Origin of the sequence: Streptomyces sp. SID5469, assembly GCF_009862865.1 — a bacterium.
Taxonomy (GTDB): domain Bacteria; phylum Actinomycetota; class Actinomycetes; order Streptomycetales; family Streptomycetaceae; genus Streptomyces; species Streptomyces avermitilis.
Window position 1 is genome coordinate 951,647 of record NZ_WWIN01000001.1, and the last position, 25,421, is coordinate 977,067.

The 25,421-nt window shown below is 68.9% G+C and carries 26 protein-coding genes and 2 pseudogenes; 11 read left to right on the top strand and 17 right to left on the bottom strand.

The window, feature by feature from the left end; genetic code table 11:
* The first annotated feature begins 4 nt into the window (after positions 1–4).
* The 3 genes from GTY58_RS04290 (at position 5) to GTY58_RS04300 (ending at position 3,672) form a co-directional block, all read left to right on the top strand.
* Positions 5–514 (top strand): hypothetical protein, encoded by a 510-nt coding sequence (locus GTY58_RS04290; RefSeq protein ID WP_174514654.1) that lies wholly within the window; start codon positions 5–7, stop codon positions 512–514.
* A 496-nt stretch (positions 515–1,010) separates the two neighbouring features.
* Positions 1,011–2,465: an argininosuccinate synthase gene (argG, locus tag GTY58_RS04295; RefSeq protein WP_010982239.1), complete on the top strand. Its 1,455-nt coding sequence runs from the start codon at positions 1,011–1,013 to the stop codon at positions 2,463–2,465.
* A 352-nt stretch (positions 2,466–2,817) separates the two neighbouring features.
* Complete coding sequence (locus GTY58_RS04300) at positions 2,818–3,672, top strand: polysaccharide lyase family 7 protein (protein ID WP_010982240.1); 855 nt, start codon at positions 2,818–2,820, stop codon at positions 3,670–3,672.
* A 288-nt stretch (positions 3,673–3,960) separates the two neighbouring features.
* Here the strand turns inward: GTY58_RS04300 and pgm are convergent, their stop codons facing one another.
* Together pgm and GTY58_RS04310 are read right to left on the bottom strand one after the other, a co-directional pair.
* The gene (pgm, locus tag GTY58_RS04305) at positions 3,961–5,631 is read right to left on the bottom strand and encodes a phosphoglucomutase (alpha-D-glucose-1,6-bisphosphate-dependent) (protein WP_010982241.1); all 1,671 of its coding nucleotides are present in this window, start codon (positions 5,629–5,631) and stop codon (positions 3,961–3,963) included.
* A 530-nt stretch (positions 5,632–6,161) separates the two neighbouring features.
* Complete coding sequence (locus tag GTY58_RS04310) at positions 6,162–6,413, bottom strand: hypothetical protein (protein WP_010982242.1); 252 nt, start codon at positions 6,411–6,413, stop codon at positions 6,162–6,164.
* A gap of 592 nt (positions 6,414–7,005) precedes the next feature.
* On the opposite strand from GTY58_RS04310, the gene GTY58_RS04315 reads away from it, so the two are divergent.
* Both GTY58_RS04315 and GTY58_RS04320 read left to right on the top strand, forming a co-directional pair.
* The gene (locus tag GTY58_RS04315) at positions 7,006–8,706 is read left to right on the top strand and encodes a hypothetical protein (RefSeq protein WP_037650719.1); all 1,701 of its coding nucleotides are present in this window, start codon (positions 7,006–7,008) and stop codon (positions 8,704–8,706) included.
* A gap of 218 nt (positions 8,707–8,924) precedes the next feature.
* Complete coding sequence (locus tag GTY58_RS04320; RefSeq protein WP_010982245.1) at positions 8,925–9,164, top strand: hypothetical protein; 240 nt, start codon at positions 8,925–8,927, stop codon at positions 9,162–9,164.
* A 225-nt stretch (positions 9,165–9,389) separates the two neighbouring features.
* Here GTY58_RS04320 and GTY58_RS04325 read toward each other — a convergent pair whose 3' ends face one another.
* The 8 genes and pseudogenes from GTY58_RS04325 to GTY58_RS04360 form a co-directional block, all read right to left on the bottom strand.
* Positions 9,390–10,628, bottom strand: coding sequence for a SpoIIE family protein phosphatase (locus GTY58_RS04325; protein WP_037650637.1), 1,239 nt, complete (start codon positions 10,626–10,628; stop codon positions 9,390–9,392).
* A 298-nt stretch (positions 10,629–10,926) separates the two neighbouring features.
* Positions 10,927–11,478: pseudogene (locus GTY58_RS04330) on the bottom strand (sigma factor-like helix-turn-helix DNA-binding protein); the annotation flags it as partial.
* 31 nt (positions 11,479–11,509) lie between these two features.
* Positions 11,510–12,640: an FAD-dependent oxidoreductase gene (locus GTY58_RS04335; protein WP_010982248.1), complete on the bottom strand. Its 1,131-nt coding sequence runs from the start codon at positions 12,638–12,640 to the stop codon at positions 11,510–11,512.
* Positions 12,637–12,984 (bottom strand): PRC-barrel domain-containing protein, encoded by a 348-nt coding sequence (locus tag GTY58_RS04340; RefSeq protein ID WP_037650639.1) that lies wholly within the window; start codon positions 12,982–12,984, stop codon positions 12,637–12,639. Before GTY58_RS04340 ends, GTY58_RS04335 begins: the two co-directional genes overlap by 4 nt.
* A 260-nt stretch (positions 12,985–13,244) precedes the next feature.
* A complete protein-coding gene (locus GTY58_RS04345; protein WP_010982250.1) occupies positions 13,245–13,454 on the bottom strand; it encodes a DUF6381 family protein in 210 nt (69 codons plus the stop codon).
* 204 nt (positions 13,455–13,658) lie between these two features.
* On the bottom strand, positions 13,659–14,015 hold the full coding sequence (locus tag GTY58_RS04350; protein ID WP_010982251.1) for a PRC-barrel domain-containing protein: 357 nt from the start codon (positions 14,013–14,015) through the stop codon (positions 13,659–13,661).
* Positions 14,012–14,413, bottom strand: a complete 402-nt coding sequence (locus GTY58_RS04355; RefSeq protein ID WP_042492728.1) for an ANTAR domain-containing protein — start codon at positions 14,411–14,413, stop codon at positions 14,012–14,014. The genes GTY58_RS04350 and GTY58_RS04355 overlap by 4 nt, the downstream gene beginning before the upstream one ends.
* 83 nt (positions 14,414–14,496) lie before the next feature.
* Entirely contained in the window at positions 14,497–14,775 is a 279-nt protein-coding gene (locus GTY58_RS04360) for a hypothetical protein (protein ID WP_010982252.1), read from the bottom strand.
* Between the two features lie 382 nt (positions 14,776–15,157).
* On the opposite strand from GTY58_RS04360, the gene GTY58_RS04365 reads away from it, so the two are divergent.
* The 3 genes from GTY58_RS04365 (at position 15,158) to GTY58_RS04375 (ending at position 15,951) form a co-directional block, all read left to right on the top strand.
* Positions 15,158–15,370, top strand: coding sequence for a hypothetical protein (locus tag GTY58_RS04365; RefSeq protein ID WP_037650641.1), 213 nt, complete (start codon positions 15,158–15,160; stop codon positions 15,368–15,370).
* A gap of 117 nt (positions 15,371–15,487) precedes the next feature.
* Positions 15,488–15,667, top strand: coding sequence for a hypothetical protein (locus tag GTY58_RS04370; protein WP_010982253.1), 180 nt, complete (start codon positions 15,488–15,490; stop codon positions 15,665–15,667).
* 110 nt (positions 15,668–15,777) lie between these two features.
* On the top strand, positions 15,778–15,951 hold the full coding sequence (locus tag GTY58_RS04375) for a CsbD family protein (protein WP_010982254.1): 174 nt from the start codon (positions 15,778–15,780) through the stop codon (positions 15,949–15,951).
* A gap of 621 nt (positions 15,952–16,572) precedes the next feature.
* Here the strand turns inward: GTY58_RS04375 and GTY58_RS04380 are convergent.
* Entirely contained in the window at positions 16,573–16,857 is a 285-nt protein-coding gene (locus GTY58_RS04380; protein ID WP_010982255.1) for a hypothetical protein, read from the bottom strand.
* 435 nt (positions 16,858–17,292) lie between these two features.
* On the opposite strand from GTY58_RS04380, the gene GTY58_RS04385 reads away from it, so the two are divergent.
* On the top strand, positions 17,293–18,369 hold the full coding sequence (locus GTY58_RS04385) for a hypothetical protein (RefSeq protein WP_010982256.1): 1,077 nt from the start codon (positions 17,293–17,295) through the stop codon (positions 18,367–18,369).
* Positions 18,370–18,574: 205 nt separating this feature from the next.
* On the top strand, positions 18,575–19,798 hold the full coding sequence (locus tag GTY58_RS04390) for a lipase (RefSeq protein WP_010982257.1): 1,224 nt from the start codon (positions 18,575–18,577) through the stop codon (positions 19,796–19,798).
* Positions 19,799–20,159: 361 nt separating this feature from the next.
* On the opposite strand, the gene GTY58_RS04395 is transcribed toward GTY58_RS04390, so the two are convergent.
* Complete coding sequence (locus GTY58_RS04395) at positions 20,160–20,450, bottom strand: hypothetical protein (RefSeq protein ID WP_010982258.1); 291 nt, start codon at positions 20,448–20,450, stop codon at positions 20,160–20,162.
* A gap of 104 nt (positions 20,451–20,554) precedes the next feature.
* Positions 20,555–20,983, bottom strand: a complete 429-nt coding sequence (gene tnpA, locus GTY58_RS04400; RefSeq protein ID WP_010982259.1) for an IS200/IS605 family transposase — start codon at positions 20,981–20,983, stop codon at positions 20,555–20,557.
* A gap of 50 nt (positions 20,984–21,033) precedes the next feature.
* Between tnpA and GTY58_RS04405 the strand changes: the two genes are divergently transcribed.
* Complete coding sequence (locus tag GTY58_RS04405) at positions 21,034–22,248, top strand: RNA-guided endonuclease TnpB family protein (protein ID WP_010982260.1); 1,215 nt, start codon at positions 21,034–21,036, stop codon at positions 22,246–22,248.
* 326 nt (positions 22,249–22,574) lie between these two features.
* On the opposite strand, the gene GTY58_RS04410 is transcribed toward GTY58_RS04405, so the two are convergent.
* The 4 genes and pseudogenes from GTY58_RS04410 to GTY58_RS04420 all read right to left on the bottom strand — a co-directional run bounded on the left by GTY58_RS04410 (position 22,575) and on the right by GTY58_RS04420 (position 25,391).
* Complete coding sequence (locus tag GTY58_RS04410; protein ID WP_010982261.1) at positions 22,575–23,120, bottom strand: hypothetical protein; 546 nt, start codon at positions 23,118–23,120, stop codon at positions 22,575–22,577.
* A 292-nt stretch (positions 23,121–23,412) separates the two neighbouring features.
* On the bottom strand, positions 23,413–24,186 hold the full coding sequence (locus tag GTY58_RS40400; RefSeq protein ID WP_137951494.1) for an SAVMC3_10250 family protein: 774 nt from the start codon (positions 24,184–24,186) through the stop codon (positions 23,413–23,415).
* A 94-nt stretch (positions 24,187–24,280) separates the two neighbouring features.
* A pseudogene (locus GTY58_RS41255) lies at positions 24,281–24,355 on the bottom strand (HAD hydrolase-like protein); the annotation flags it as partial.
* 136 nt (positions 24,356–24,491) lie between these two features.
* The gene (locus tag GTY58_RS04420; RefSeq protein WP_010982263.1) at positions 24,492–25,391 is read right to left on the bottom strand and encodes an aminoglycoside phosphotransferase family protein; all 900 of its coding nucleotides are present in this window, start codon (positions 25,389–25,391) and stop codon (positions 24,492–24,494) included.
* Between the last annotated feature and the right edge of the window lie 30 nt (positions 25,392–25,421).

Genomic DNA, 25,421 nt, shown 5'->3' on the forward strand with positions numbered 1-25,421 from the left:
GACGGTGCCCGATGGAGATGCCGCCGAAGATGAGGGCGGTGGCCCGTGGCGCGAGCTGCTCGGGAACCAGGCGGGTGCCGACCCCTACCGCGATGGCCCAGAAGCCGCCGATGCCGATGCCGAGGAGGGCACGGGCGCCCAGCATGGCGGAGTAGTCGGGCGCCAGCGGCTGCTCGGCGTCTTCGACGGGCAGGGCCAGCTGTTCACCGAGCCCGGCTTCAACGGCTGTGCGCACATGACGGCCAGCGCGGAGGTACGGCCCGGCAGCCCGGTGGAGGGCGCCGCCGACCGGTACCGGCTGTGGGTGCGGACCATGTTCACGGATCTGGCCCGGGAGGCCGGCGTCGCCGACGCCGAGGGCCTGGCGCGGCAGCTGCACCTTCTGTACGACGGCGCGGGGATTTCGGCGCGGATGGACCGCGACCCGTCCGCAGCGACGACCGCCCGCGCGGCAGCCGCCGCACTGTTCGACGCTGCAGTCAAGGACAAGGAACTGGTCGACGCCGGGCAGTAATCCGGTGGGACTCCGAAGCCCCCGCAGAGGACCAGCTCAACCGAGGGCATACACTCCGGCCCCGAAACGCTGGGCGCTGGAAGCACCGACGGATCCTGACGTCCACGCCCATCGCCCATCGCCCATTCAGGGATGAAACACCGCGAGGAGACCACCTATCGCGGCCTTACGCGGTACTGGTGCGGCTGCGCAGGTCGGTGCGGGCGGTGTCGAGGATTTAGTCGGTGGGGGCGGGGTCGGCATCGGCGACGGCGCGTGACAGCAGCAGGGCACCGGCCATCTCGCTGAACAATGGCGCGGCAGGGATCTTGCCGTAGCCCTTCCGTGAGGCCGCCGTCGCACACCTCTCGACGGATCTTGCGGGAGCTGATCGAGGGCGGCGCCGCTGGAACACCGGCGCCGCATCGGTACCGCGCCATGGCGAGCTTCTTCGACCCTGCGGCACAGGATCTGCATCAGCCTTGCATGAAAATGCGCGAGGATGCATACTCTTCCTATGTCTAAGGTCCTCACCTCCCTTCCCGCCGGCGAGCGCGTCGGTATCGCCTTCTCGGGCGGCCTCGACACCTCGGTCGCGGTCGCGTGGATGCGCGACAAGGGCGCCGTCCCGTGCACCTACACCGCCGACATCGGCCAGTACGACGAGCCCGACATCGCCTCGGTGCCGGGCCGCGCGAAGACCTACGGTGCCGAGATCGCGCGGCTGGTCGACTGCCGCGCGGCGCTGGTCGAGGAGGGCCTGGCCGCGCTCACCTGCGGGGCGTTCCACATCCGTTCGGGCGGGCGTGCCTACTTCAACACCACGCCGCTCGGTCGCGCCGTCACGGGCACCCTCTTGGTCCGGGCGATGCTCGAGGACGACGTACAGATCTGGGGCGACGGCTCGACCTTCAAGGGCAATGACATCGAGCGGTTCTACCGGTACGGCCTGCTCGCCAACCCGCACCTGCGGATCTACAAGCCGTGGCTGGACGCGGACTTCGTGACCGAGCTCGGCGGCCGCAAGGAAATGTCGGAGTGGCTTCTCGCCCACGACCTGCCCTACCGCGACAGCACGGAGAAGGCGTACTCCACCGACGCCAACATCTGGGGCGCCACCCACGAGGCCAAGACCCTGGAGCACCTGGACACCGGCGTGGAGACCGTGGAGCCGATCATGGGCGTGCGGTTCTGGGACCCCGCGGTCGAGATCGCCACCGAGGACGTGACGATCGGCTTCGACCAGGGCCGCCCGGTGACGATCAACGGCAAGGAGCTCGCCTCCCCTGTCGACCTGGTCATGGAGGCGAACGCGATCGGCGGTCGGCACGGCATGGGCATGTCGGACCAGATCGAGAACCGGATCATCGAGGCCAAGAGCCGCGGCATCTACGAGGCGCCCGGCATGGCCCTGCTGCACGCGGCGTACGAGCGCCTGGTCAACGCGATCCACAACGAGGACACGCTCGCCCAGTACCACAACGAGGGACGGCGCCTCGGCCGGCTGATGTACGAGGGCCGCTGGCTGGACCCGCAGGCGCTGATGGTGCGCGAGTCGCTGCAGCGCTGGGTCGGCGCGGCCGTCACCGGCGAGGTGACGCTGCGACTGCGGCGCGGTGAGGACTACTCGATCCTCGACACCACGGGCCCGGCGTTCAGCTACCACCCGGACAAGCTGTCCATGGAGCGCACCGAGGACTCGGCGTTCGGCCCGGTCGACCGGATCGGCCAGCTCACCATGCGCAACCTGGACATCGCGGATTCACGCGTCAAGCTGGAGCAGTACGCCGGCCTCGGCCTGATCGGCACCGGCAGTCCCGCCATCGGTGCCGCCCAGGCGGCCGCGACCGGCCTGATCGGCACCATGCCGCAGATGCCGGAGGGCAGCGCCGAGGCCATCGCCTCCCGCGGCGAGGTCTCCGGTGACGACGAGATGCTGGACCGCGCCGCGATGGAGTTCGGCACGGACTGACCAGCCGCGCCGAGCGGAAGGCTCGGCACCCCCGAGGGGGATGCACCACCGGGCAAGGCCGGCTCGGCGCCAACGGCGTCGGGCCGGCCTTTCCCGTTACCCGGGGCTGCGCGCTCTGCGCAGCGCACGACGTATGGATCGCCCCGCCCTCTCCCTCCTACCGAGGGCAGATGGACGCTCCCTGAGGGCAGACGGGCAAGCTCTACAGCCTTGACGTGACCGCGCCACGGCCCTACTGTCGCGACACCCCATGTTCATGTTGACACACAAAGTTCACAGACATGAACACCGGACGCGGAGTAGCAAGCGCGTCCGTCAACGAGCCCACCGAGCCGACGGGAAGGCACCCCCCATGCGCATGCGTACGCTGCTCACCTCCCTGGCCACCGCCACCGCCGTCACCGGCGGCCTGGCCCTCGCGGCTCCCGCCGCGCCCGCCAGCCCTGTTCCCACCGCCGCGGGCGTCGCCAACACGCCCAGCGGCCAGGGCAGTACGAACGTCGTCGCCTCCCCCATGGCGGATCCGTCCGTCGCGCCCGGCGGGAATTTCGACCTCTCGGTATGGCAGCTTCAGGAGCCGGTGGGCTCCCCCGGCTCGCCGACGACGATCCCGTCCTCCCGGCTTCAGGGAGCCAACGGGTTCCAGGACGCGTACTTCTACACGGACACCCGTGACGGCGCGATGACCTTCTGGGCACCGGAGAAGGGCGTCACCACACCGAACTCGAACTACGCCCGCTCCGAACTGCGGGAGATGAACCGCAACGGCACCGCCGCCAACTGGTCGCTCAGCGGCACGCATCAGATGAAGGCGACGCTGCGCGTCGTATCGGTCACATCGAACGTCTGCGTCGGTCAGATCCACCTCGGTACGGGAGGCTCGTCCACCAAGCCGCTGCTGGAGCTGTACTACCGGTCGAGCGGTGACATCGTCCTCGGCACGGAGAACTCGCCCTCCGGAGGGCAGACACTGCACACCGTCGGCCATGTATCGGTCGGCAAGACATGGAACTACACGATCGGGGTCTCGGGCGGCCACACCATCGACTTGACGGTCAACGGGAGCACCACGCACTACGCCATCCCGTCGTCGTTCGACGCCTACAAGCAGTACTTCAAGGCCGGCTCGTACAACCAGTCGTCCTCCGACAGCACCACCAAGGGCGCTCGGGTCGCCTTCTACGGCCTCACCGTCTCCCACAGTTGACGAGCCTCGACGCAGCGGCATCACCTTCCGCGGCGGTCCGGGGAGGTGCGCGCCCCACGGCGCCCCCCGACGAGTGAGGTGATGGCCCGCACCGGCGATCGACGCAAGTCGTGCGTCCGGGATGCGGGCGGCGAGCTCCGTACCAGGGGGCCGGCACGCGCTCCGGCCCGGCCGCGCGTCGGAAGCGGGTACTGAACCAACCGCTTCCGACGCGCGTCAGCCGGTACTGCCGGCACGATCCAGTGCACATGGGGCGGCCAGGATGGCGCCGTGTCGTCGCCGCGCCGACTACGCCATGTCGCTGCCCGCACCCGGCGCGTCAGCCCCCAGCGCCGCGTCGACCACGAGTTTGGCCTCCTGCTGCACCTGGCTGAGGTGGTCGGGACCGAGGAACGACTCGGCGTAGATCTTGTAGACGTCCTCGGTGCCCGAAGGGCGGGCCGCGAACCAGGCGTTGTCGGTGGTCACCTTGATGCCGCCGATTGGCGCGTCGTTGCCCGGCGCCCGGGTGAGGACCGCGGTGACCGGCTCCCCGGCCAGGGTGTCCGCGCCGACCTGGGCCGGGGACAGCTTGGCGAGCAGGGCCTTCTCCTCACGGGACGCGGGGGCGTCGATGCGCGCGTACGCGGGCTCACCGAAGCGGGCGGTCAGCGCGGCGTAGTGCTCCGACGGCGTCTTGTCGGTGACCGCCGTGATCTCGGAGGCGAGCAGGGCCAGGAGGATGCCGTCCTTGTCGGTGGTCCACACCGAGCCGTCCCGGCGCAGGAAGGACGCACCGGCCGACTCCTCGCCCCCGAAGCCGAGCGACCCGTCGGCCAGCCCGTCCACGAACCACTTGAACCCCACGGGAACTTCGACCAGTCGGCGGCCGAGGTCCGCGGCGACGCGGTCGATCATCCCGGACGACACCAATGTCTTGCCGACCCCGGCGCCCGCGGGCCACCGCTCCCGGTGGGAGTACAGGTAGGAGATGGCGGTGGCGAGGTAGTGGTTGGGATTCATCAGCCCGGCGTCCGGCGTGACGATGCCGTGCCGGTCGGCGTCGGCGTCGTTGCCCGTGGCGATCCGGTAGCGGTCGCGCTGCTCGATGAGTGAGGCCATGGCGTACGGCGACGAGCAGTCCATGCGGATCTTGCCGTCCCAGTCCAGCGTCATGAACCGCCAGGTGGGGTCCGTGAGTGGATTGACGACCGTCAGGTCGAGCCCGTGCTGTTCGGCGATGCGGCCCCAGTAGGCGACTGAAGCCCCGCCCAGCGGATCGGCACCGATACGTACGCCCGCCGCGCGGATCGCGTCCAGGTCCAGCACACTCGGCAGATCGGCGACGTAGGTGCCCAGGAAGTCGTACCGGCCGGTGCCGGGTGCGGCGAGCGCCTGGGTGTAGGGAACGCGCCGTACGTCTTTGAGGCCGCCCGTGATGATCTCGTTGGCCCGGTCCTGGATCCAGGAGGTCGCCTCGGAACCTGCCGGGCCACCGCTCGGCGGGTTGTACTTGAAGCCTCCGTCGGCGGGCGGATTGTGCGAGGGGGTGACCACCACACCGTCAGCGAGGCCCGAGGCACGGCCCCGGTTGTAGGTGAGGATGGCGTGCGAGACCGCCGGAGTGGGCGTGTAGCCGTCATCGCTGTCGATGAGCACGGTCACGCCGTTGGCCGCGAACACCTCAAGCGCGGTGACTCTGGCCGGCTCGGACAAAGCATGGGTGTCGGCGCCCAGAAAGAGGGGGCCGTTGGTGCCCTGGCTGTCGCGGTACTCGCAGATGGCCTGGCTGGTCGCGGCGATGTGGTCCTCGTTGAACGCCGTCGCCAGCGACGATCCGCGGTGTCCCGAGGTGCCGAACGCAACGCGCTGCCCCGGTTCGGCCGGGTCGGGATGCAGCGCGTAGTACGCCGTGACCAGCTTGGCAACGTCGATGAGGTCCTCGGGTCCCGCCGACGTGCCCGCTCGCTCATGCTGCATACCTCTGCTCCTCCACATCAGACGACCATTGCCTCACGTTCTCATGCTCCCCCCGCACGCCCGACATGCGCGATACCGCACGGCTGCCATGCCGCAGCCGAAGGCCGGATCCCGCAAGGCGGACAGTTCGGCTTCATCGACGGCGAGAGGCACCCCGTGGTCGGCATCGAGGACGGATGCTGAGGTCACCCGCGTGGCGTCGTCGTACGACCATCACCATCAGCGGCAGCCGGAAGGTCGGCATCCGACGCCGGTCTCCGGCACTTCGACGGCCCCTGAAATCAGCACCTTCGCACGGGTGTTGCGACCGTTGGCGGGTCCTCTCTCAACTCGGCCCCCAGGGGCAGCTGTCGAAGGCGAGGGGGACGGTTCCGCGGCTGGGCCTGCGGGGCTCTGCGCGGGCGCGTGAGCCGTGTCCGGAAGAGTAGGACCAGCGTTGGGCCTTGACCGGGGCACCCGGTGTGGCAAGGGCTGGGAGGCGGGCCTCGCAGCAAAAGGCGCGAGACCCGACTCTTCCCGAGACCCCGGAATCAGGTGCTCAGGCCCTGAATGGGTGCGAAGACCGCGCCGCCGTCGAAGTCCTGGTTGCACTGCACGGCTTGCAGGTTGCCGATGATGACGTCAGCCTGGCCGCCGTAGCGGTGGCCATCGCCGGCGTCAGGCCCGATCACCGTGCAGGAGTTGCCGATCGTCTGGTTGTTGTCCCCGTGCGCGACCCCGCCGCCGAGAGCCATGCCACCGACCATGACCGCTACGGCCGCGGCCTTCTTGAACTTGCTCATCACTACTCCGATTCCTTCGCACGCCGGATCCCTTACGGACCTCGCCTGCACAGTCACAGAAAATAACAGATCGCTCACTTAGCGTTGCAATTGCGGCACTTGCGTGAGCCGTGCCCTGGACACCGCGGGCACCCTGGCACCTGAGCACCCGGCCGTGCTCCCTGGCGCGGCGCGGGCGGCCTCGCCTCCCGCTTCGGCCGCACCCTGCTCTTCGAGGACTCCGACGAGGACCACGACGCCGACGAGCCGGTCTCGATCGTCGAGTACCAAGCAGGGCAGCACCCCCACGAACTGCCCCCACTGCCCGTACCGAACTCCCCACCCTCTTCCGGAAGTTAGCGAGGGATGATGACATCGACAACGGACGCTTTGCCCACCATCCGTTCCAGGAGACGACCGAAATCCAGACCCAGCGGATCACCGAACTCCCCGCCCCGACCTCGGATCAGCTGATCAGCTGATCAGCTGGGAGGCGCAGGGTCTGCCGGCCCCTGCCGAACGCTGAGCGCGGACGTGCGGTGTCCCCCTCGAAAGGGTCCACTTGGATGAAATGCGCCCCGCCCACGCCCTCAAGGAGGGACACATGGACGACATGGACTACTACGATCTCGGCACCCACAGCCGCTCCGTGACCACCTCGTCCCCCGAGGCCCAGCTGTGGTTCGACCGAGGGCTGGTCTGGTCGTACGCCTTCCATCATGAGGAAGCCGTCGCCTGCTTCGAAGCCGCGGCCACGGCGGATCCGGGCTGCGCCATGGCCTACTGGGGCATCGCCTACGCACTCGGCCCCAACTACAACAAACCCTGGGAGTTCTTCGACGAGCAGGACCTCGTACGGACCGTCGAGCGCACCCATGCCGCCGTGGAGCTCGCACACGCGAAGGCGGCCGGTGCCACCCCGGCCGAACGGGCGCTGATCGGCGCGCTGCGCGCCCGCTACCCGCAGGCGGAGGCCGTCGAGGACTGCTCGGTGTGGAACGGTCCCTACGCCGACAGCATGCGTACCGTGCACGAACTCGCGCCCGACGACCTCGACGTCACCACCTTGTACGCCGACGCACTGATGAACCTCACGCCCTGGCAGCTGTGGGACCTGCCCACGGGCGAGCCCGCCGAAGGCGCCCGTACAGTCGAGGCCAGGGCCGTCCTGGAGCGTGCCCTCGCCACGGACGCGGGCAGGCGGCACCCGGGAATCCTGCACATGTACATCCATCTGATGGAGATGTCCCCCGCCCCGGAGGCGGCGCTGCCTGCCGCCGACCGGCTGCGCGACCTGGTGCCCGACGCCGGCCACCTCCAGCACATGCCCTCGCACCTGGAGGTGCTGTGCGGCGACTACCGCGGCGTGGTGGCGGACAACAGCAGGGCGATCGCCGCCGACGAGAAGGTCCTCGCCCGGTCCGGGGCGATGAACTTCTACACCCTCTACCGCTCGCACAACTACCACTTCAAGATCTACGGCGCGATGTTCCTCGGCCGTTCCCAGGTCGCCCTGGAGACCGCCGCCCGGCTGGAGTCGTCCATCTCGGAGGAGCTGCTGCGGGTGGAGAGCCCGCCCATGGCCGACTGGCTGGAGGCCTTTCTCGCCATGCGGGTCCATGTACTGATCCGCTTCGGCCGCTGGGCCGACATCCTGCGCCTGCCGATGCCCGCGGACCCGCAGCTCTACAGCATGACCACCGCCATGCTGCGCTACGCCCGCGGCGTCGCCCTCTCGGCGACCGGCCGGGTCGCGGAGGCCGAGGCCGAGCGCACCCTGTTCCACGCGGCGGTCGCCCGGGTCCCCGAGACGCGCATGCTGTTCAACAACACCTGCGCCGACATTCTCGCGATCGCGTCGGCGATGCTCGACGGTGAACTGGAGTACCGCAGGGGCAACTTCGACGCCGCTTTCGCGGCACTCCTGCGGTCGATCGAACTGGACGACAACCTCCCCTACGACGAGCCGTGGGGGTGGATGCAGCCCACCCGGCACGCGTACGGAGCCCTGCTCCTGGAACGGGGGCGCGTGGCGGAGGCCGAGGCCGTCTACCGGGCCGACCTCGGCCTCGACGACACCTTGCCCCGCGCCTCCCAGCACCCCGGCAACGTCTGGGCCCTGCACGGGTTCCACGAGTGCCTCGTCCGCCTCGGCAAGACGGGCGAGGCGCAGATCGTGGCCCAGCAGCTCAGGATCGCCGCGGCGCAGGCGGACGTACCGATCGAGGCGTCCTGCTTCTGCCGCCTCGAAGCCGTCTCGGGCAGCGGGGAGGCGGACGGCTGCTGTGCGACGGAAGCCGGTCGGGGTCAGTGACCCCGGTGGCCCGGGCGGGCGCCCTGCCACAGGTGCCGCCGTCGGTGGCGTCCTGCTCGCCCCCCTCAGCTCCTGAGTCGGCGAGCGGGCCGCCGGCCTCTCCGATCCGGCTGTTCCGGTCGGCCGAGGTCGGTCCGCGCTGCCCAGTCCCAGGATCGCCGCCGCCCGACCTCACCTCGAAGGCGGATGAAGAGGCCCGGGGCGGGCAGGAGAGGTAGATGGCTGACCTTTCGCAGTTGCTGCAACAGGGCATGCGCCGCCGTCACCTGACCGCGCAGGCTCTCGCCGAGCGGACCGGCATCCGCACTCCCCGCATCCGCGTCTTCGCTCAGGACGGCGCCCGTGGTCCCGTCCATCCCACGGAAGCGGAGCTGGCTGAACTCGCCGCCGCGCTGGCCCTGCCTTTGCCGGAGGTCCTCGACGCTGCCCGCACTCCCGCCGAAGCGTCGCAGGTCTGACACTCGTTGCGGCCTCGTGCGCGCCGCGGCCGGCGCGCACGCCTTGGCGGCGCGGATGATCTGCCCCTGGGAGCGGCGCGGCGTGGAGGAAGCCGCGGCGCCGGCCCCGTGCGCATGCAACGTCGCTGGGCTGCCGCCGGCCTCGCGCGGTAAGGCCCGGGAGGGCGCCCGGCCGGTGGGACCGGGCCAGGCGTTCGGAGGCACGCATGCGTGCGGCCCCTCGGGTTATAGACGTACGAGGATCAAGGCGATGTCGTCGCGGGCGCCGCCGGCCACGTCGAGGCGGGCCAGCAGGGCGTCGGCCAGACGTTCTGGGCTCAGGCGCCTGTGGCGGGCCAGGGCCTCGGTGAGCCGGTGCAGGCCGGTGTCGATGTCCTCGCCGCGGCGTTCGATGAGCCCATCGGTGTACAGGACGAGGGTGTCACCTTGGGTGTAGGGCAGATCGGCCTCGGGGCGGGGGACGTGTTCGAGGCGGGCGCCCAGTGGCGGGTCGGTGGCCCGGTTCAGCAGGTCGCAGGTGCCGTCGGGGTGCAGCAGGACGGGGGGCAGATGGCCCGCGCTGCTGTAGATGATCCGGTGGTTGATGGTGTCGATGACCGCTTGGGCCACTGTGGTGACCAGTGCTCCCTCTACGGACCGGGCGTACAGACCCAGGACCTCCAGAGCTTGCGCGGGTCCGTCGACGGCTCTGACGGAGGCGCTCAGCGCACTGCGGAGCATGCCCATGACGGCGGCGGCCTCCAGCCCGTGGCCGACGACATCACCCACCGCGACGCCGATGCGGCCGTCGGGCAGATCGACCACGTCGTACCAATCTCCGCACACGTTCAGTGAACCGACCGCGGGCAGGTAACGCACCGCGACATCCCGGTGTCGGGCCAGGTCCGGCGAGCGGAGCATGGCCTCCTGCAAGGTGACGGCGACCTGGCGTTCACGGGCGTGGGCCTCGCGCAGTTCCTCGTTCAGCCGCTGCAGCTCCCGCGCCCGCGCGTACAGCTCCTCCACCGCCTCCCGCCCGCTGAGCGCCTCGCCGTCCGCCTGGGGGCGGTCGGTGTGGGGCACGACGAACGCGGTCACGTCCTCCACCTGGTGAATGATCCACACCACCTGCCCGTCCGGGGCGAGCACGGGGATGTTGACCGGCGACCACCACCGCTCCTCGAACACCCCCGCCTGACCTGCGACGGGGATGTCGTACTTCTGCACCGTCATCGTGTCCGGCTCCTTCGAGCGCAGGACCCGGTGCAGCGAGAGATCCAGGTTCCGCACTCCGTCAGCGCCGGGGTCCGCCGGATTGTCCGGGAAGGCGTCAAACAGGTACCGCCCGACCAGATCCTGCCTGCTCCAGCCAGCCACCCGCAGGTAAGCGTCGTTGACGTCGAGGATGATCAAGTCGGGACCCAGCACCAGGTATGGCGTGGGCACGGCCGAGAACAGCGCCTCGTAATCGATCTGCGGTGTCACAGGCTCCGTGCCAGTCCTTTCAGCATCGTCGGTGGGTCCTCCCGCTGCTCCTGTCCTGGCGCACAGGCGATCCTCTGTCACCCTCGGGCGATACCGACAGGAGAGTCAGGGCAGAACACCACAGAAGGTCACGAAAAGGTAGTATCGCCTGAATCATGCCGCATGTCTGTTTGCTTGCTGTTGACGCGGCTCTCGCCCTGACGATCACGACGCCCTTGAAAGAGGGCGGACGGGAAGACCCGAAAGCCCCGGAGGAAGCCGGAGCGAGCCCACGACGATCCCGTGCTTCCGACTCTCCTTACCGGCTGATCCGACGCGGAACCGCCACCGCGACGAGCTTGTCCGGGTTGCGGACGGCGTAGATGCTGGTGATCCTCCCGTCGATGATCTCGACCAGGAAGACGCCTTCTGGGTGGTCGCCGCTGTAGATCACCATCGCGGGCGTGTTGTTGCAGTTGACCACCTTGATCCGCGGGTCCGTCAGCCGTCCCATGCGGAAAATGCTCATGAGGACCGCGGCCACCTTCTCCGCCCCCACCACCGGCCGACGCGCCGCGGTGGTCTTGCCGCCGCTGTCCGCAGTCCAGGTGACGTCCGGTGCGAGCAGCGAGAGCAGCCCCTCCAGGTCACCGGTTGCCGCCGCGGTCATGAACGGCTCGGTGATCCGCGCGGCCTTCGCCGCGCCGACGGGCTCGAAGCGCTTACGCCGCGCCCGCACGTGCTTGCGGGCGCGGTGCGCCACCTGGCGCACCGTCACCCTGGACTTACCCACCGCCACGGCGATGTCGTCGTAATCGAAGCCGAACACCTCGCGCAGCACGAACACCGCACGCTCATCGGGGGTGAGTGTTTCGAGAACCGCTCGGCGTGCTCGTCGGTGCTCACGGGGAGGTGACCTCCTGCGAAGCGGAAGTCGGCCGCTCGGGGCGAGGGCCGCCCTTGGGCCAGCCGATGGAACCCGGCTTGCGGGCCTCGCGGCGGATCCTCTTCGGCACGACGAACTTGCAGGTCACCTCCTTGAGCGCCGCGCCCATGCGGCCGCCGATGTAGACGTTCACCGCGGTGTCGTCCTTGCGGGCGAGCTGTCGGATGGCGGCGCGTCGGCCGAGGCTGACGCACGCCCCCGTGAAGGCCAGGTCGATCACCGTCGGTTCGGTCCCCGCAATGGGGCTCAGCACGGTGTTGGCCGCCTGTGCCCCGAGCGGCCCGGCGGCGTAGCCGCTCATCCGCAGCGGCCGGCCCGACGGTGCGGCGGCGTCGTCGGCCGCGACGATGCGGGCGTCGTCGACGCTGGTCAGCGTCTCGTCGGTGAGCAGCCGGCCGAGCGGGTCGGTGCGCAGCCCGCTCGCCGCCGCCAGCTCCGGCACGCCGAAACCTGCCGCCCAGACGGTCAGTGCGCTCGGACGCACCGCGCCGTCGGCAGAACCGTCGGCAAGGACGACCGCATCCGGCCGGACCTCGGTCACCACGCCGGCCTCCAGCACGGCGACACCGTGCCGGGTCAGCCACTTGGCGACGTATCGGCGCCCCGGCGCGCTCAGGGAGGGGGCCAGGGTCCGGCCACACACGAGCGTGACCGTGCGTCCTTGCTCGGCCAGTTCGGCGGCCGTCTCGATGCCGGTCAACCCGCCGCCGACCACGGTGACCGGAGCATCGCGGGGCACCTCCTCCAGCCTGGCGCGCAGCCGCTGCGCGGACTCGAATTCAGCGATGGGCAAAGCGAATTCGACCGCGCCAGGCACCATTGACGGTGTCGCTGCGGTGCTGCCGACCGCGTAGATGACGTAGTCGTAGTCCAGGGCGCGGCCCGACGCCAGCCGCACGGTGCGGGCGGCGGTGTCGATGCGCGTGGCGCTGTCGACGACCAGCTGGCCCCCGCCGAGCAGCGTGCCGTAGTCAATCGTGGCGTCGCCGCTACGGGCCACGAACTGGTGCAGCCGGATGCGTTCGACGAACTTCGGGCGGGGATTGACCAGCGATCGCAGGCCGCTCGCGTGTGCCAGAGCTGTCACATGTGCTGGCCGTAGTACTTGCCGAACTGCTCAAGGTAACCGGGGTCGCCCGTGTGCTTGTCCCTGTCGAACTCGGGCGCATCCTTGATCTCGTCCTTGGTGCGGTCGACGTAGACCTTCCGCTCGGCAGTGTCGATGCGTGTGATGGTCCCGGCCGGGAGAAGCACGTGCTTGCCGAAGATCCAAGCACCGGTGTCGACGACGAGGTGGGCGGCTCCGACGTCGTCGGAGTGCTTGTCGATCTTGCCGATGCTGCCATCGGTCGCCTCGACTTTGAAACCGATGAGATCCGTTCCCGTCTGGTATCCCGAGGCTGGGTGGTAGCCCCAAATCTCTTCACTCACAACAGAATTCCCTTCCTTTGCTCGACGCGAAGAGCGGACTGCACCCATTGGTCCGTGAATCCATTTCTTCTGTAACCGGGTGCAGGGAGGTTGAGAGTGCAGTGACTTCTGGTGTCACGACCGGGACGTAAGTCCGCGAGGTACCGCCCTGGCCCTACTTCTTGCCCGTGCGGCAGAAACCGGTCGCAGATGGCCTCCAGACAAGTCCCGGCCGGGGTTGGAGACCATCTGCCGTTGAGTGGCCGTGTCGCACTCAGGTGCTACTGGTTCCGCCCGCCGCCAGCAGTGCCCTTGGACCTGCTCTGACCAGGCTGGCCCTGCTGCTTGCTCTGCTCCTGCAGGCCCCGGGCCTGCTCCTGGAGCTTCTGACGCTCCTGCGGGTCGGTCGTGCGCTCCGCGGCTTCGGTCAGCTTCTGGGCCTTCTCGCGCATCTGCTGTGCTCGGTTGCCGGATTCGCCTGCGGCGCTCATAGTCACTCCTTGGACTGTCGGGAAGAACATCGGGCTCTATCAGCCAAGCAGCACCCGATCACACCCGCATGCCGAACCGTCACCGTGCGCTATCACCGCAGGTCGGTCACCCCTCTTCGGCAACGAAGCAGAAAACTGCACAGCGCGAGCCATAGGACTCCCCTTCCTTCAGGAGGGGGAGGAAGTCAACCTGTCCATGAGCGGTCAGCGGCGCGCCAGTTGCCGTTCACCGGCGGCACCGGGTTCGTAGGGCAGGCCGTAGTGTTTGAAGATCGCTTCCTCCTGGTCGGCGGGCAGCACGTCGTCGGTGCCGATCGACGGGGCCTGTTTCACCAGTGCTCTGACATAGCCGACCTTGAGATAGCCCGGCCCGGCGATCGCGTCCTCGAGGGGGACGAAGGTCAGCCGGTGCCGGGTGGGCAGTCCGGTCCGTACGGTGGCCATGGCCGGCTCGTCGGTGGTGGTGTCCACGTAGACCGCTTCGAGGACACCGATCTTGTGGCCCTCGGTGTCGACGACGTCTCGGTTGCGCCACTCGCGGACATCGGCTGCGTGAATCATGGCCTTCCCCTTACGGACGGCTCATCCGCCGGTGGTGAGTCGCACGCCTGGTCTTCCGCGTAAAGCCGATGCAGCGCACGCCGCAGCGCCCGCTGTATCAGCCGCGAGAGCGGCTCACCCTCCCAGGCGGCGACCAGAGCCGCTGCCACGTCCGGAAGCTTGGTGTTGCACTGCCGCGAGATATCCACCAGTAGTTTCCTGGCCGGCCCACGGCGGCACGGGGCCAGGACCATCACCATGCCGTAGGCCTGGTCGATGACCGCACGGCCGGCCAGCGCCCGACGCAGTTGATCGATCTCGGCGCGCAGCGCCACGACATCCTGACCCGCCGGGTCATCCACCGAGGCCTCGGCCCTCAGATCCCACCAATCCTCCGGAAGCATGGTTGTGCGATGCATGGCGTCCGCCTCTCCACGATGTGCGTGCGTCCGGCGTGGCTGAAGCCGCCCCGGAACCTCTGGATGTCGGGCAACTTCATCGGTCATCCGCGGCGTTCACGGTCCCGACGGTCCTCGCGCGTCCAGCGCGCCCGGTGCTGACGGCTGTAGCGACGGTCCCAGCGGTCCTGACGATCCCGGCGGTTCTCGTAGTCCCGGTACTCCCCTAAATCGGAACCGTCACCAGAGATCCAGCCCCCGCCACCACCGCGGCCGTACCGGGTGGCGCCGAAGACCAACACGGCTGCGGCCACCCACCAGAGGGGGCTGAGGAAGCCGAGGCCGAACAAGACCACGATGAGGATGAGAAGCAGAACGAACACGGCGGGCCTTCCCGGAGCGGAACAAGGCATCACTGCCGGGGACCGGGGCCTGTTCGAACAGCATAGTCCTGCCCAGAGGTTGCGGATAGCCGCCCACGTCAGCGTCCTCTGCCAAGACCGGATGGCCACTTGACATCTGTTCAGGGAGTGCGGCGAGGGCTAGCGTGCACAGTACGGCCCGAGCCCCCGGCAGCGTCGATCACCTCTCGCGCTCCTTCGGGGCGCACCTGGCGCATCAGTGCCGGAACCTGTCCCGCCGCCAACGGGCCGCTCCCGCACTCGCCGTCGCTACGCGATCCTGGCGCAGCCTCGATGCGCCCCAAGCGGGCACCGCCCATCTGCTGTCCGCCGCGTCGCACACATTTCACGACAGGCGGTACACATGTACGCGCTGATCGTTCCCGCTTCGACTCCCTTCGTCCTCCTCGCCACCGTGATGGCCCTGTCCTGGTGGGAGGACCGTGTCCTGCCGGCGCCGCCGGCCGAGCCGGTCGACGCTCCCGCCGAGGCTCCGTTCACCCCAGCGGCACCTGCCCACCTCGCAGAACTCCCCCGCGTCGACACTGCGTTGACAAGGGAAGCCGCCGGGCGTTGACTGACAGCACGGCGTAGGGCTATGCCACTCCGAATTGCTCGGGCGCAGCATTCCACCTTCCCGCTTCGCCCGGACCCCGCGGAACTCAGGCACTTCCCGCGATCTGGAGGCCCGGCGATGGTATGGATTCTTCTCCTTCTGCTGATCCTGGTGGTGTTCGGGTTCGGTTTCACCATGCAGGCCCTGTGGTGGGTCGCCGCCGTATTGCTGGTCGTCTGGATCGTCGGCGTCGCGATGCGCGGACGTGGCGGTGGCGGGCGTGGCGTCGGCCGCCGGTACGGCCACAGTCGCAGGTAGCCCACACCAGGGCCCACACCAGGCGCTCTCCCCCCGCCCGCGGGAATAGCGGCCTGTACGGCAATCACCCGCGGGATCCCACCCAGCGAACATGCATGCAGAGGACAGCCATGAGCGTCGGACAGACGATCAAGCACAAGACGCAGGCATTCAAGGGCCGGGTCACCGAACGCATCGGCCGGACCACCCGCAACAGGCGACTGCAGCGTGAAGGCAGGACCGACCAGATCTCCGGAAACCTGAAGCAGTCCGGCGACAAGGCCAAAGACGCCTTCAAGCGCTGACCGCAAGCGCCCCGGGTGGCGCCCACGTCGCGCGGACACCACCCGGCAGGCCACGGGGACGCCGTGAGGGGCGCCCCCGACTCGCAGACCGTCGTCGGGAACTGTGCACCCGCGGGAATGCTCACCCGGTGCAGGCGGAACGGATTGCGGTTCGGCCCCAAGGTGTAGCGCACGGTGGGACAAGTCTGGCTGGTGTCCGTGGATACGTAGCGGATCCGGGTGCCGCGGCTGGTCAGTTGGGTCCACGCCCAGGCATCGTCACCGACACCGTCGACCTGTGCACCGCCACTGAGGCGAACGGTCTACACGTGGTACCGCCGGACCAGCGCGCGGATCCACGAGCCTGCCGGGGATTCTTCGGCTACTGGGGCAGCCACGCGGTCACGAAGCAGGTACCAGGTTGCCGTCCACGATGCCCGCGGCTCCCTCGGACTGCCGGTCATCCGTGGCACGTTCGCCAAGGCCCTCGATCCGGGGATCCCCGGCAACGCGCTGTACGGGCCGGAGGGCGGGCCCCTGCCACCGGGGCCCTCCCTCCGGCCGCTCCGACTCCTGGACGCGGACGACGAGCAGATCAGCCGCGTCAGCAGCGCTCCGAATCAGATGCACGCCTGAACGCCGCTACGCGGAAGCCACAACCGCCCCGGCCATGACCTGGGGAGGGTTGGGGAGGAGTGACGCGAGGTTGTCCCGCACGAAGTCCGACGCCCTCGAGATCGATTCCTCGGCACCGGCCCGGTCCTGGAAGACGCTGGTCGAGACCATCACTCCGTTCCCGGCATCGACCCAGTAGTAGGCCACGAAGCCGGGGACCTCGCGCATGAGCCCCACGAAGCCCTCGTTCACGAGGCGTGCCGCCTCGGCCGGATCGGTCACCCCTTCGTACCGCCGGACTGCTGCGTACATGGCCGATCTCCTCGTGGGTTCTGGGTTCGTCCTCTGCTGAGACTCCTTACCCCTGCGACAGCTACCTCCCTCGCGAGGCGTCCAGCAATCACCGGAAGGGCCGCCCTCGGTGATCCGAACGGCGGCTTCGGCGCCGGATCACAGCCCTGCGCCGGTGTGTCGCGGCCGATCCACGGCAGGCCTCATCACAGAGGAGTAGCGCACGCCCCTCCACACAAGTGATCGAGATGCCGGGGCTCACCCGCCGTCAGTTCCGAGGGTGCCGGTGACGTAGCTGCGGCAGTTCGCGGACTGACTTCGCCCAGCGCCCGGTCCCACAGGTAGCTGCTGGCCGTGGCACATCGGTGTTCAGGACGCCGGCCAGCTGCCAAGGGTAGGGTCGATCGCATTCGCGAGATCGCTGATGTGGATGGTTCGGGCCTTGAGGAGTTGTTGATGGACCACCCGGACCCTCGGCACAGGGCACGCCGGGCCACGTACGGATCCGTTTCCACGCACTTGTCGCTGCTGAGTGACCATCGACTCGGCGAAGTCGTGGCCGCAGCCACCCCTCTCGGTTCCGGCATCGGGGGCAGGTCGGCGGAGCTCGAGGTCGGTGGGACCCGAGTCTTCGTCAAGCGAGTCCCTCTGACGGACATCGAGATGCGGCCAAAGAACGTGCGGTCGACAGCGAACCTCTTTGGGCTGCCGATGTTCTACCAGTACGGGGTGGGCTCAGCCGGCTTCGGGACCTGGCGCGAGCTGGCCGTGCATACGATGACCACCAATTGGGTCCTCGGGAACGAGTACGAGGGCTTTCCGCTGATGTACCACTGGCGAGTCCTGCCGGACATCCCTCCCCAGGGATTCGCCGACATTTTCGGGGGCATCGACGGGGCGGTCGCGCATTGGGAAGGCTCGTCAGCCGTGCGTGAGCGGCTGGAAGCCATCGGCCGGTCCACCTTCAGTCTGGTGATCTTCCTGGAACACGTCCCGCAGACACTTGCCGCGTGGCTGGGCGACCAGCGAGGGGCCGCTTCGGAAGGCGAAGACAGCCAGGGGTACGCGTGGGCGGAGGAGGCCCTGACGCGCGGAGCCGCCTTCATGAGCTCCCGCGGGCTCGTCCACTTCGACGCCCACTTCCACAACGTCTTGACCGACGGCCGGTTGATCTATTTCGCGGACTTCGGTCTCGCCCTGAGCTCCGGGTTCGAACTCTCGCAGGACGAGGCCGAGTTCCTCACCGACCATCTCGCCTACGACGGCTGCTACATCGCGAACCATCTGCTGCGCCACCATCTACCCGACGGCGTGCGCGGCAAGGTGGAGCACGAGGCGTTTCTGCACAACTGGATCGCGGGTGAGAGGTCCGAGGGGGTCCCGCCCGCGATCGCCGCGATCATCGACCGGCACGCCCGGGCTGCCGTCGTACTGGACGGCTTCCACCACCGCCTGCTCAATGTGAGCAAACGGACACCGTATCCGGCCGCCGACATTGAGCGGGCCAGGCCGGGTGGTCGTTCAGCGGGGTAGAGGCGGGCGGGGTTGGCTGAGCAGCAGGCGGACCCGCCCATCGGAACCGGAAGGCTCCGAGATGGTGGTCAGCCGGGACCCCGAGGTTTCCCCGAAAAGCGGGTGGAATGTGCTCAGTGGAATGCCAGGGGCCCGCTCCCCCTGTCGGCGGATGTGTCGATGCGGGTCCGGGGCCAGATTGGCCGGCATGCGAATCCATGCACGTATGACCACCGCAGTGGCTCTTGTCGTCACCCTGGCCGTCGGCTCGGGCACGGCCGCCTCCGCCGCCTCCTCATCCGGCCCGATACCCTCGGCGGCTCATGGTGCCGTGCGGTTTGACCTGCCCGAGCCGACGGGGCGGCAGGCGGTCGGAACCACTGAACTTCATCTCGTCGACCGTGACCGGCCCGACCCCTGGGTCGCCGACAGGGACCGGGAGCTGATGGTCAGCATCTGGTATCCGGCGCGTTCGACAAGCGGATACTCCCGCCAGCCGTACATGCAGCCAGGCGCCGCGCGCTTCGTGGACGAGTCGGGCTCGTTCGGACTGGCCCGTCCCGGCGAGGTGGACTGGGCCGCCACCCGGACGGACGCGGCCTCGATGGCCCCCGCCGACGACCGGAGCAGGCGGCCGATCGTGCTGTACTCGCCGGGCCTGGGGATCCCCCGCGCGCTGGGCACCTCGACGGCCGTGGAACTGGCGAGCCGCGGCTACGTGGTAGTCACCGTGGACCACACCCATGAGACCACTCCGGTGGAATTCCCGGACGGCCGCGTCGAGTTGCAGAAGGAGCCGATGGCCGGAGCCGAGACGGTCAAGAAGGCGGTCGACACCCGGGTACGCGACACCCGCTTCGTCCTGGACCAGCTTGCCGTGCTGCGGGCCGGCCGCAACCCCGATGCTGAGGAGCGCCGTCTGCCCCGTGGGCTGGGCAGGGCGCTCGACCTGGACCGGGTCGGAATGTACGGCCACTCGGCTGGAGGTGTCACCGCGGCGGAGACCATGCGGGTGGACCGTCGCATCGACGCGGGCATCGACATGGACGGCACGCTCCAGTACAACAGCACCGAATTCCTCCCGGTGGCCCTGGAAGGGCTCGACCGCCCGTTCATGCTCATGGGCAAGGCGAGCCAGACTCATCTGAACAAGCCGTCCTGGCAGTCGTTCTGGGACCGCTCGACCAGCTGGAAGCGCGACCTGAGCCTGGAACGGGGTGGCCATTTCAGCTACACCGACGCCCAGACGATCGTGCCCGCCGTGGACGAGCGGCTGGACATCCCGGCGCAGACCCGCGAGCAGTTCATCGGCACCGTGGATCCCGAGCGCAGCACCGCAGCCCAGCGCGCCTACGTCACGGCGTTCTTCGACCAGCACCTGCTGGGCCGGCCCCGACATCTGCTGGACAGGCCTTCCCCGACCCACCCCGAAGTGCGCTTCGTCCGATGAGTGCGGCGGCCTCGGCAGCGGTACGACATCGTCGCGCCGCCGCCAGGTGTGAGGGCTCCTCGCAGCACACGGCCTGATCGCGGTCTGCCGACCTTCCGTTCATCAGGAACCTGGTCAGCCAGGGCGGGAGTGGTGATCGATGCCGGCCGCCGGTCCGTCCGTTCTCGGGCGGACCGGCGGTACTTCAGATGCCGGAGGGCGACGACGGGGTCGTACCGGGTACTGCCCGGCATCAGCACCGGCCTCAGCGCATCCGCTGCCGAACGTTGGCCGGAAGAGAAAGGTCCGCACCGGCTGCGCAGCCGAGGCGGCCGGCCGATCACGGCATGGCGGCCCGCTCGGCCGGCTTCTGGTCATCGCATCATGTCGATGAGTCCACGGGCCCGAGATCGAGCGGGGGTGAGGGAAGTCCGAAGTGGTCGGCGATGATCCGCACCGTGTGGGCGCCATCCGCGTTGAAGCCGGGATCGGCGTCGTACTCGGGGGTGTCCCGGCCGACGATCCGAGCGTCCAGCAGCTCGCGTACGAGCAGGTCGGCCCTGCCTCCGGCACGCCGTGACTCGCGGCGCCGACCGACGTTGAAGTACGTCTGCTCGAACCCGCCGCGGCTGTAGGCGAACTGGAACGGGTGCTCGGCGCAGTGAGGGACCATCCCTTGTTCTTCGCAGGGAATCCCGGCCTTCAGGCCGGGCGGGAATGCGATCCTCGGTCTGGAGGCGCGAAGCGCCGGAGATCACTGCGCCTGTGCGGTGACGGTCATGCCGGGCGCTTCTGGTTCTCGATGTAGTCCTTGACGATGTCCAGCGGTGCGCCGCCGCAGGACCCCGCGAAGTAGGACGGGGACCAGAACACCGAGCCCGTCCCGATCCGGTTGATCCGGCCGGTGTACTCCGCGCGCAGGTAGCGGGAGCTGACGCCTTTGAGGCTGTTGACGAGCCTGGACAGGGCGATCTTCGGCGGGTAGTGCACGAGCAGGTGGACGTGATCGCCTTCGCCGTTGAACTCCCGCAGTTCCGCGCCGAAGCTCTCGCACACGTCGCTCATGATCGCCTCGCAGCGCGTCAGCATCTCGCCGTTGAAGATCTCCCGCCGGTACTTCGTGACGAACACCAAGTGTGCATGGAGGTTGAAAACGACATGATTTCCTCGTCGGATATCGGGATCCGGTTCCCAGCGCGGTGACATACGCCAAGTGTAGTAGGATCAAGCGAACTCGACCGGAGGGGGTGGGCTGGATGATCCGTGCGTACAAGTTCCTCCTGCGGCCCACCGTCCGCCAGGCCCAGGCACTCGCCGAGATGCTGCGCGACCACTGCTCCCTCTACAACGCGGCGTTGCAGGAACGCCGCGACGCCTGGCGGCACCCGTCGAAGACCACCGTCAAGTACGGCGGCCAGTCCGCGCAGCTCAAGGACATCCGGGCGTTCGACCCTGAGCGTCAGGGCCGCTGGTCGTTCAGCTCGCAGCAGGCCACCCTGCGCCGCCTGGACAAGGCGTTCGCCGCGTTCTTCCGCCGGGTCAAGTCCGGTGAGACGCCCGGCTATCCGCGCTTTCGCGGGGTGAACTGGTTCGACACGGTGGACTTCCCCAAGGACGGCGACGGCTGCCGGTGGAACTCCACCCCGCACGACCCGGCCACCCGCGTCCGTCTCCAGGGCGTCGGGCATGTGAAGGTCAACCAGCACCGCCCGGTGGCCGGCCGCGTCAAGACCGTCTCCGTCAAGCGCGAGGGCCGTAAGTGGTTCGTCGTGCTCACCGCCGAACAGGACCAGCCCGAACCGCTGCCCGCGACCGGCAGCGCGGCCGGGATCGATCTGGGCATCGCGAACTTCCTCGCCGACTCCGGCGGCGGGTTCGTACCCAACCCGCGCCACGGCCGCCGAGCGGCCGACAAGCTCCAGGCAGCGCAGCAGGCCCTCGCCCGGTTCCCGCGCCGCAAGGCCAAGGACCGCACCGCCAACCACCGGCGCGCGGTGGGCAAGGTCGCCCAGCTCCACGGCAAGGTACGGCGCCAGCGGCTCGACCACGCACACAAGACCGCCCTCGGCCTGGTCCGCGCACACGACTTCATCGCGCACGAAGACCTCAGAATCCGCAACATGAGCAAGGCCCCCGCACCCAAGCCCGACCCCGACAAGCCTGGCACCTTCCTGCCCAACGGGGCCGCCGCCAAAGCCGGGCTCAACAAGTCGATCAACGATGCCGGATGGGGGGTGTTCCTGACGATCCTGCACGCCAAGGCTGAAAGCGCCGGACGGGAAGTGATCGCCGTGGACCCCCGCGACACCTCCCGCACCTGCCCCGAATGCGGGCACACCGCCAAGGAGAACCGGCCCACCCAGGAAAAGTTCCACTGCGTCGCCTGCGGCCACCACGCGCACGCCGACACCGTGGCAGCCACCAACGTTCTACGGGCCGGGCTGGTCCGTCGCAACGCCAACCCGGCATAGCGAGAAGCCCCCGGCTTCAGCCGGGGGAGGAGTCACGTAGTTCTGCCCGTGCGGGCACCCGCATGCGGGTGTGGACGCCAGGAAAACGGTGTCCACGCTACGCGGATCGCTTGCGCGGTCCGTATAGCGGTAGCCCGTGATATTGCGCGCCAGTTCCCAGGCGGACTCCCCACGCGGGGCGGTGTAGGCGTCGTGCGTCACCCATGCCCAACCGGACGACTCGCCGGTGGCGAGGGCGGGGCGCCCCGCTTCGGTGAAGATGGCGGACACGGTGGGCAAGGTCATGCCCTTGCAGAAGGTGACGAAGGTGTTCGGGGCAAGCCAGCTCACTTCGCGGTCACCTCCGCGGACAGAGGCGGCGCGGGCAGCGCGAAACAGTCGGCGATCACTGTGACGAGACGCTCGTGATCGTCGTAGTGGTGGTCGAAACAGTCGTGCCCGTCGTCGCCTTGTTGTCCGCATTCCGCAGTGGGACCGATGAGGTTCGCGGCCAGGAGTTCGGCAGACAGGTAGTCCGGGTTCTCGCCCACCCGCTGCTGGATGTCCTCGAAGCTGAAGCAGAGGATCGCGCGGCCGTCCCGGTGGTACTCGAATGCGGGCGGGAAGGCCTTGGCACTGCAGGGCTCGGTCACGAACACAACGATCTCCGCGCCCTCCGGGCACATGCCGCTGTAGTCGACGTCGTCGTAGTCCTCGGCATCCCAGTTGTGCATGTCGTGCACAGCCCACGCCCAACCGTTCGCCTCGCCGTACACGAGGGGTTCTCGTAGCCGGTCGCGAAGGCCTCGGGTGAGCGTGTCCAGTGGTATGCCCCGGGCGAAGACGACATTCACCTCGTGGCCGGGGAAGGGGCCCTGTATCCAGTTGGTCATGCGAGCACCCTAGGCGCGGGGACTGACAGCCGGACGCCGCTCGAACTCTGCTTCATCCGGCTTGGATCGCGTGTTGTGGCCGGTGGCGTGACCCACAGGCAGGTGATCGACGGGACTGCACCGGGTTTGGACCGGGGTGCAGTGGGGTGCCCCCCGGTCCAAACCGGCCCTGGAGAAGATCCGCGTCCCCCGGGACCGGACCGGACTGGACAGGGCCGGGCCGGGCCGGGCCGGGCAAGCCACGCTTGGCAAGCCCAGCTGCGCCAAGCGCCCGGATGCGAAGGGGCCTTCACTACGGCAGATCGGGCGCGTACTCAACGTAGAGTGGACTCGCGATCAGGTAGCGAGCCGTAGCTTCACTTCCTCGACGCGCCAGGTTGGCCGTAACCCGAGCGCATCCGCGCATCCAAGCCGACGTCTCCGGGTCTATCTTTCGATCAACTGCCGAGACAAGGGAGACAGTCCCTCGACGCACGACCGGGCCCCGGAGTGCTTCCCCCATGCTTCCGCTGAGGCCCGGGACGGGCGCCAGAGGGTCCTGGTGAGCGGCCAATTCGTCCGCCGTCCAACTCATTGCCCCTGTAGCGAGGAGAGCCATGAACGCGGCGAGTGTGCCGTACCCACCTGTACCGGACGCGATGACAGGAACCACGGGCTGGTCGGCTGCCTCTGGCAGTTGCGCCTGAATTACATGACTGATGGAGCCATGCAGCACCAGACGGATGCTTCCGGGTGTTTCATAACCCTCGACCGGCCTGACCGGATCTATAAAGAGCACCATGCTGCGAAAGGGGCCGTTCAGCGGTACGAGGTTGAGCGGTGCTTCGAACTGGATCCATCGGCCGGGGCGGAGCCCTGGCTCCGTGAACCACTCAGCTTCCAAGTCGATGCGCCGCATCACCTGCTGCAAGTGCCGGAGCCGAGAGCGTTCGGGATCTTTAGACGGCTCCAGGTCGACGCCGCCGATGGGGGTGGCGACCCTGATCGTCCCCTGGCGTCCGAAGCGGCGGGGTTCGGGAACGAACTGCCTCAGCTTCGCATCGGAGAGATAGACGAACTCCCGCATGAGCCCCCCGCCGTGCAGTTGATGGGGTCAGCATAGCGTTGCGGGGGCCGGACAGATTGTGATCGCTCTGGCGGCTTACCCGGCTTCGATGACCTGCGGCTCGTGCGGCTTGGATGTCGGTCACTGAGTCGCCGATCAATACGGCATCGGCGAGCGGGACGCCGTGGCGCGCGCCCGCCTGGAACTTACGTCGTCCGCGGCGAGTTCACAGTTTCTGAGCGGACCTGTCGGCATATGCGGTGCCGGGGGCCCGTCATCAGAGGGTCCCGGTCATCCGGCTCGGCACATGATCGCCCGGACAGCTCCTAGCCGATGAGGGCTTCGGTGATCTGACGGGTGGTCTGCGCGGCGACCCGGGGGTTGACGGCGGCGTACGTGGTGTAGGCGTTCAAGCCGGTGGCCAGGGCCCAGCCGCGGCCCCGGGCCCAGGTGGCGTCGTCCACATCGAGCGCGGCGCGGAAGGCGGCCCGGCTCCGGGCCGACATCAGGGTGAAGGCGATGGTCAGGTCGCGAGCCGGGTCGCCGATGCCGAGTTCGCCGAAGTCGATGACCGCGCTGAGGCGGCCGTCGAAGGTCAGCAGGTTGCCGGTGTGGAAGTCGCCGTGGAACCAGACCGGAGGGCGACCCCATCCGGGAGCGCTCAGTGCAGCGTCCCACAGCTCGGTCATGGCCGCCGTGTCGAACACGTCGTCGACTTTCGCGATGGCTGCCCGCGTCGCGCGGTCCCGGTCGGCCAGCGGCCGGACGGCGACGTTTTTGAGGGCACCCTCGGCTGGGACGTCCTCGGGCGCGAACCGCTGCAGGGCGGTCAGGAACTGGGCCAGTTCGACGGCGGCCTCGGACGAGTCGGCCAGCGCCTCGGCGGTCGCCACCTCGCCGTCCAGCCAGCGGGACACCGCCCATGGCCACGGATAGTCCAAGTCGGGCTCCCCCACGCCCGCCGGTACGGGGATGGCCAGGGGCAGATGCGGGGCGAGCCGGGGCAGCCACTCGGCCTCTTTCCTGGCCTGCCCGGCCGCCCCGGCGTGGCGAGGCAGCCGGACGGAAAGCTCCTCGCCCAGCCGGTAGATCACATGGTCCGAGCCGGCCGGGTCGAGCAGTTCCAGGGACAGCTCGGCCCACTGCGGGAACTGCGTCTCGACCAGGCGCCTGACCAGCGCGGCATCGATGGCGGGGCGGGTGTCCGCAGTTCTTCCGGTTGCCAAGAACGGCTCCTGCGGTCGGCCCGCTCCGTG

Coding starts and splice junctions, on each gene's coding strand:
- argG (WP_010982239.1), top strand. CDS start 1,011: ATGTCTAAGGTCCTCACCTCCCTTCCCGCCGGCGAGCGCGTCGGTATC.
- GTY58_RS04300 (WP_010982240.1), top strand. CDS start 2,818: ATGCGCATGCGTACGCTGCTCACCTCCCTGGCCACCGCCACCGCCGTC.
- pgm (WP_010982241.1), bottom strand. CDS start 5,631: ATGCAGCATGAGCGAGCGGGCACGTCGGCGGGACCCGAGGACCTCATC.
- GTY58_RS04310 (WP_010982242.1), bottom strand. CDS start 6,413: ATGAGCAAGTTCAAGAAGGCCGCGGCCGTAGCGGTCATGGTCGGTGGC.
- GTY58_RS04315 (WP_037650719.1), top strand. CDS start 7,006: ATGGACTACTACGATCTCGGCACCCACAGCCGCTCCGTGACCACCTCG.
- GTY58_RS04320 (WP_010982245.1), top strand. CDS start 8,925: ATGGCTGACCTTTCGCAGTTGCTGCAACAGGGCATGCGCCGCCGTCAC.
- GTY58_RS04345 (WP_010982250.1), bottom strand. CDS start 13,454: ATGAGCGCCGCAGGCGAATCCGGCAACCGAGCACAGCAGATGCGCGAG.
- GTY58_RS04350 (WP_010982251.1), bottom strand. CDS start 14,015: ATGATTCACGCAGCCGATGTCCGCGAGTGGCGCAACCGAGACGTCGTC.
- GTY58_RS04355 (WP_042492728.1), bottom strand. CDS start 14,413: ATGCATCGCACAACCATGCTTCCGGAGGATTGGTGGGATCTGAGGGCC.
- GTY58_RS04365 (WP_037650641.1), top strand. CDS start 15,158: ATGTACGCGCTGATCGTTCCCGCTTCGACTCCCTTCGTCCTCCTCGCC.
- GTY58_RS04370 (WP_010982253.1), top strand. CDS start 15,488: ATGGTATGGATTCTTCTCCTTCTGCTGATCCTGGTGGTGTTCGGGTTC.
- GTY58_RS04375 (WP_010982254.1), top strand. CDS start 15,778: ATGAGCGTCGGACAGACGATCAAGCACAAGACGCAGGCATTCAAGGGC.
- GTY58_RS04380 (WP_010982255.1), bottom strand. CDS start 16,857: ATGTACGCAGCAGTCCGGCGGTACGAAGGGGTGACCGATCCGGCCGAG.
- GTY58_RS04385 (WP_010982256.1), top strand. CDS start 17,293: ATGGACCACCCGGACCCTCGGCACAGGGCACGCCGGGCCACGTACGGA.
- GTY58_RS04390 (WP_010982257.1), top strand. CDS start 18,575: ATGACCACCGCAGTGGCTCTTGTCGTCACCCTGGCCGTCGGCTCGGGC.
- GTY58_RS04395 (WP_010982258.1), bottom strand. CDS start 20,450: ATGGTCCCTCACTGCGCCGAGCACCCGTTCCAGTTCGCCTACAGCCGC.
- tnpA (WP_010982259.1), bottom strand. CDS start 20,983: ATGTCACCGCGCTGGGAACCGGATCCCGATATCCGACGAGGAAATCAT.
- GTY58_RS04405 (WP_010982260.1), top strand. CDS start 21,034: ATGATCCGTGCGTACAAGTTCCTCCTGCGGCCCACCGTCCGCCAGGCC.
- GTY58_RS04410 (WP_010982261.1), bottom strand. CDS start 23,120: ATGACCAACTGGATACAGGGCCCCTTCCCCGGCCACGAGGTGAATGTC.
- GTY58_RS40400 (WP_137951494.1), bottom strand. CDS start 24,186: ATGCGGGAGTTCGTCTATCTCTCCGATGCGAAGCTGAGGCAGTTCGTT.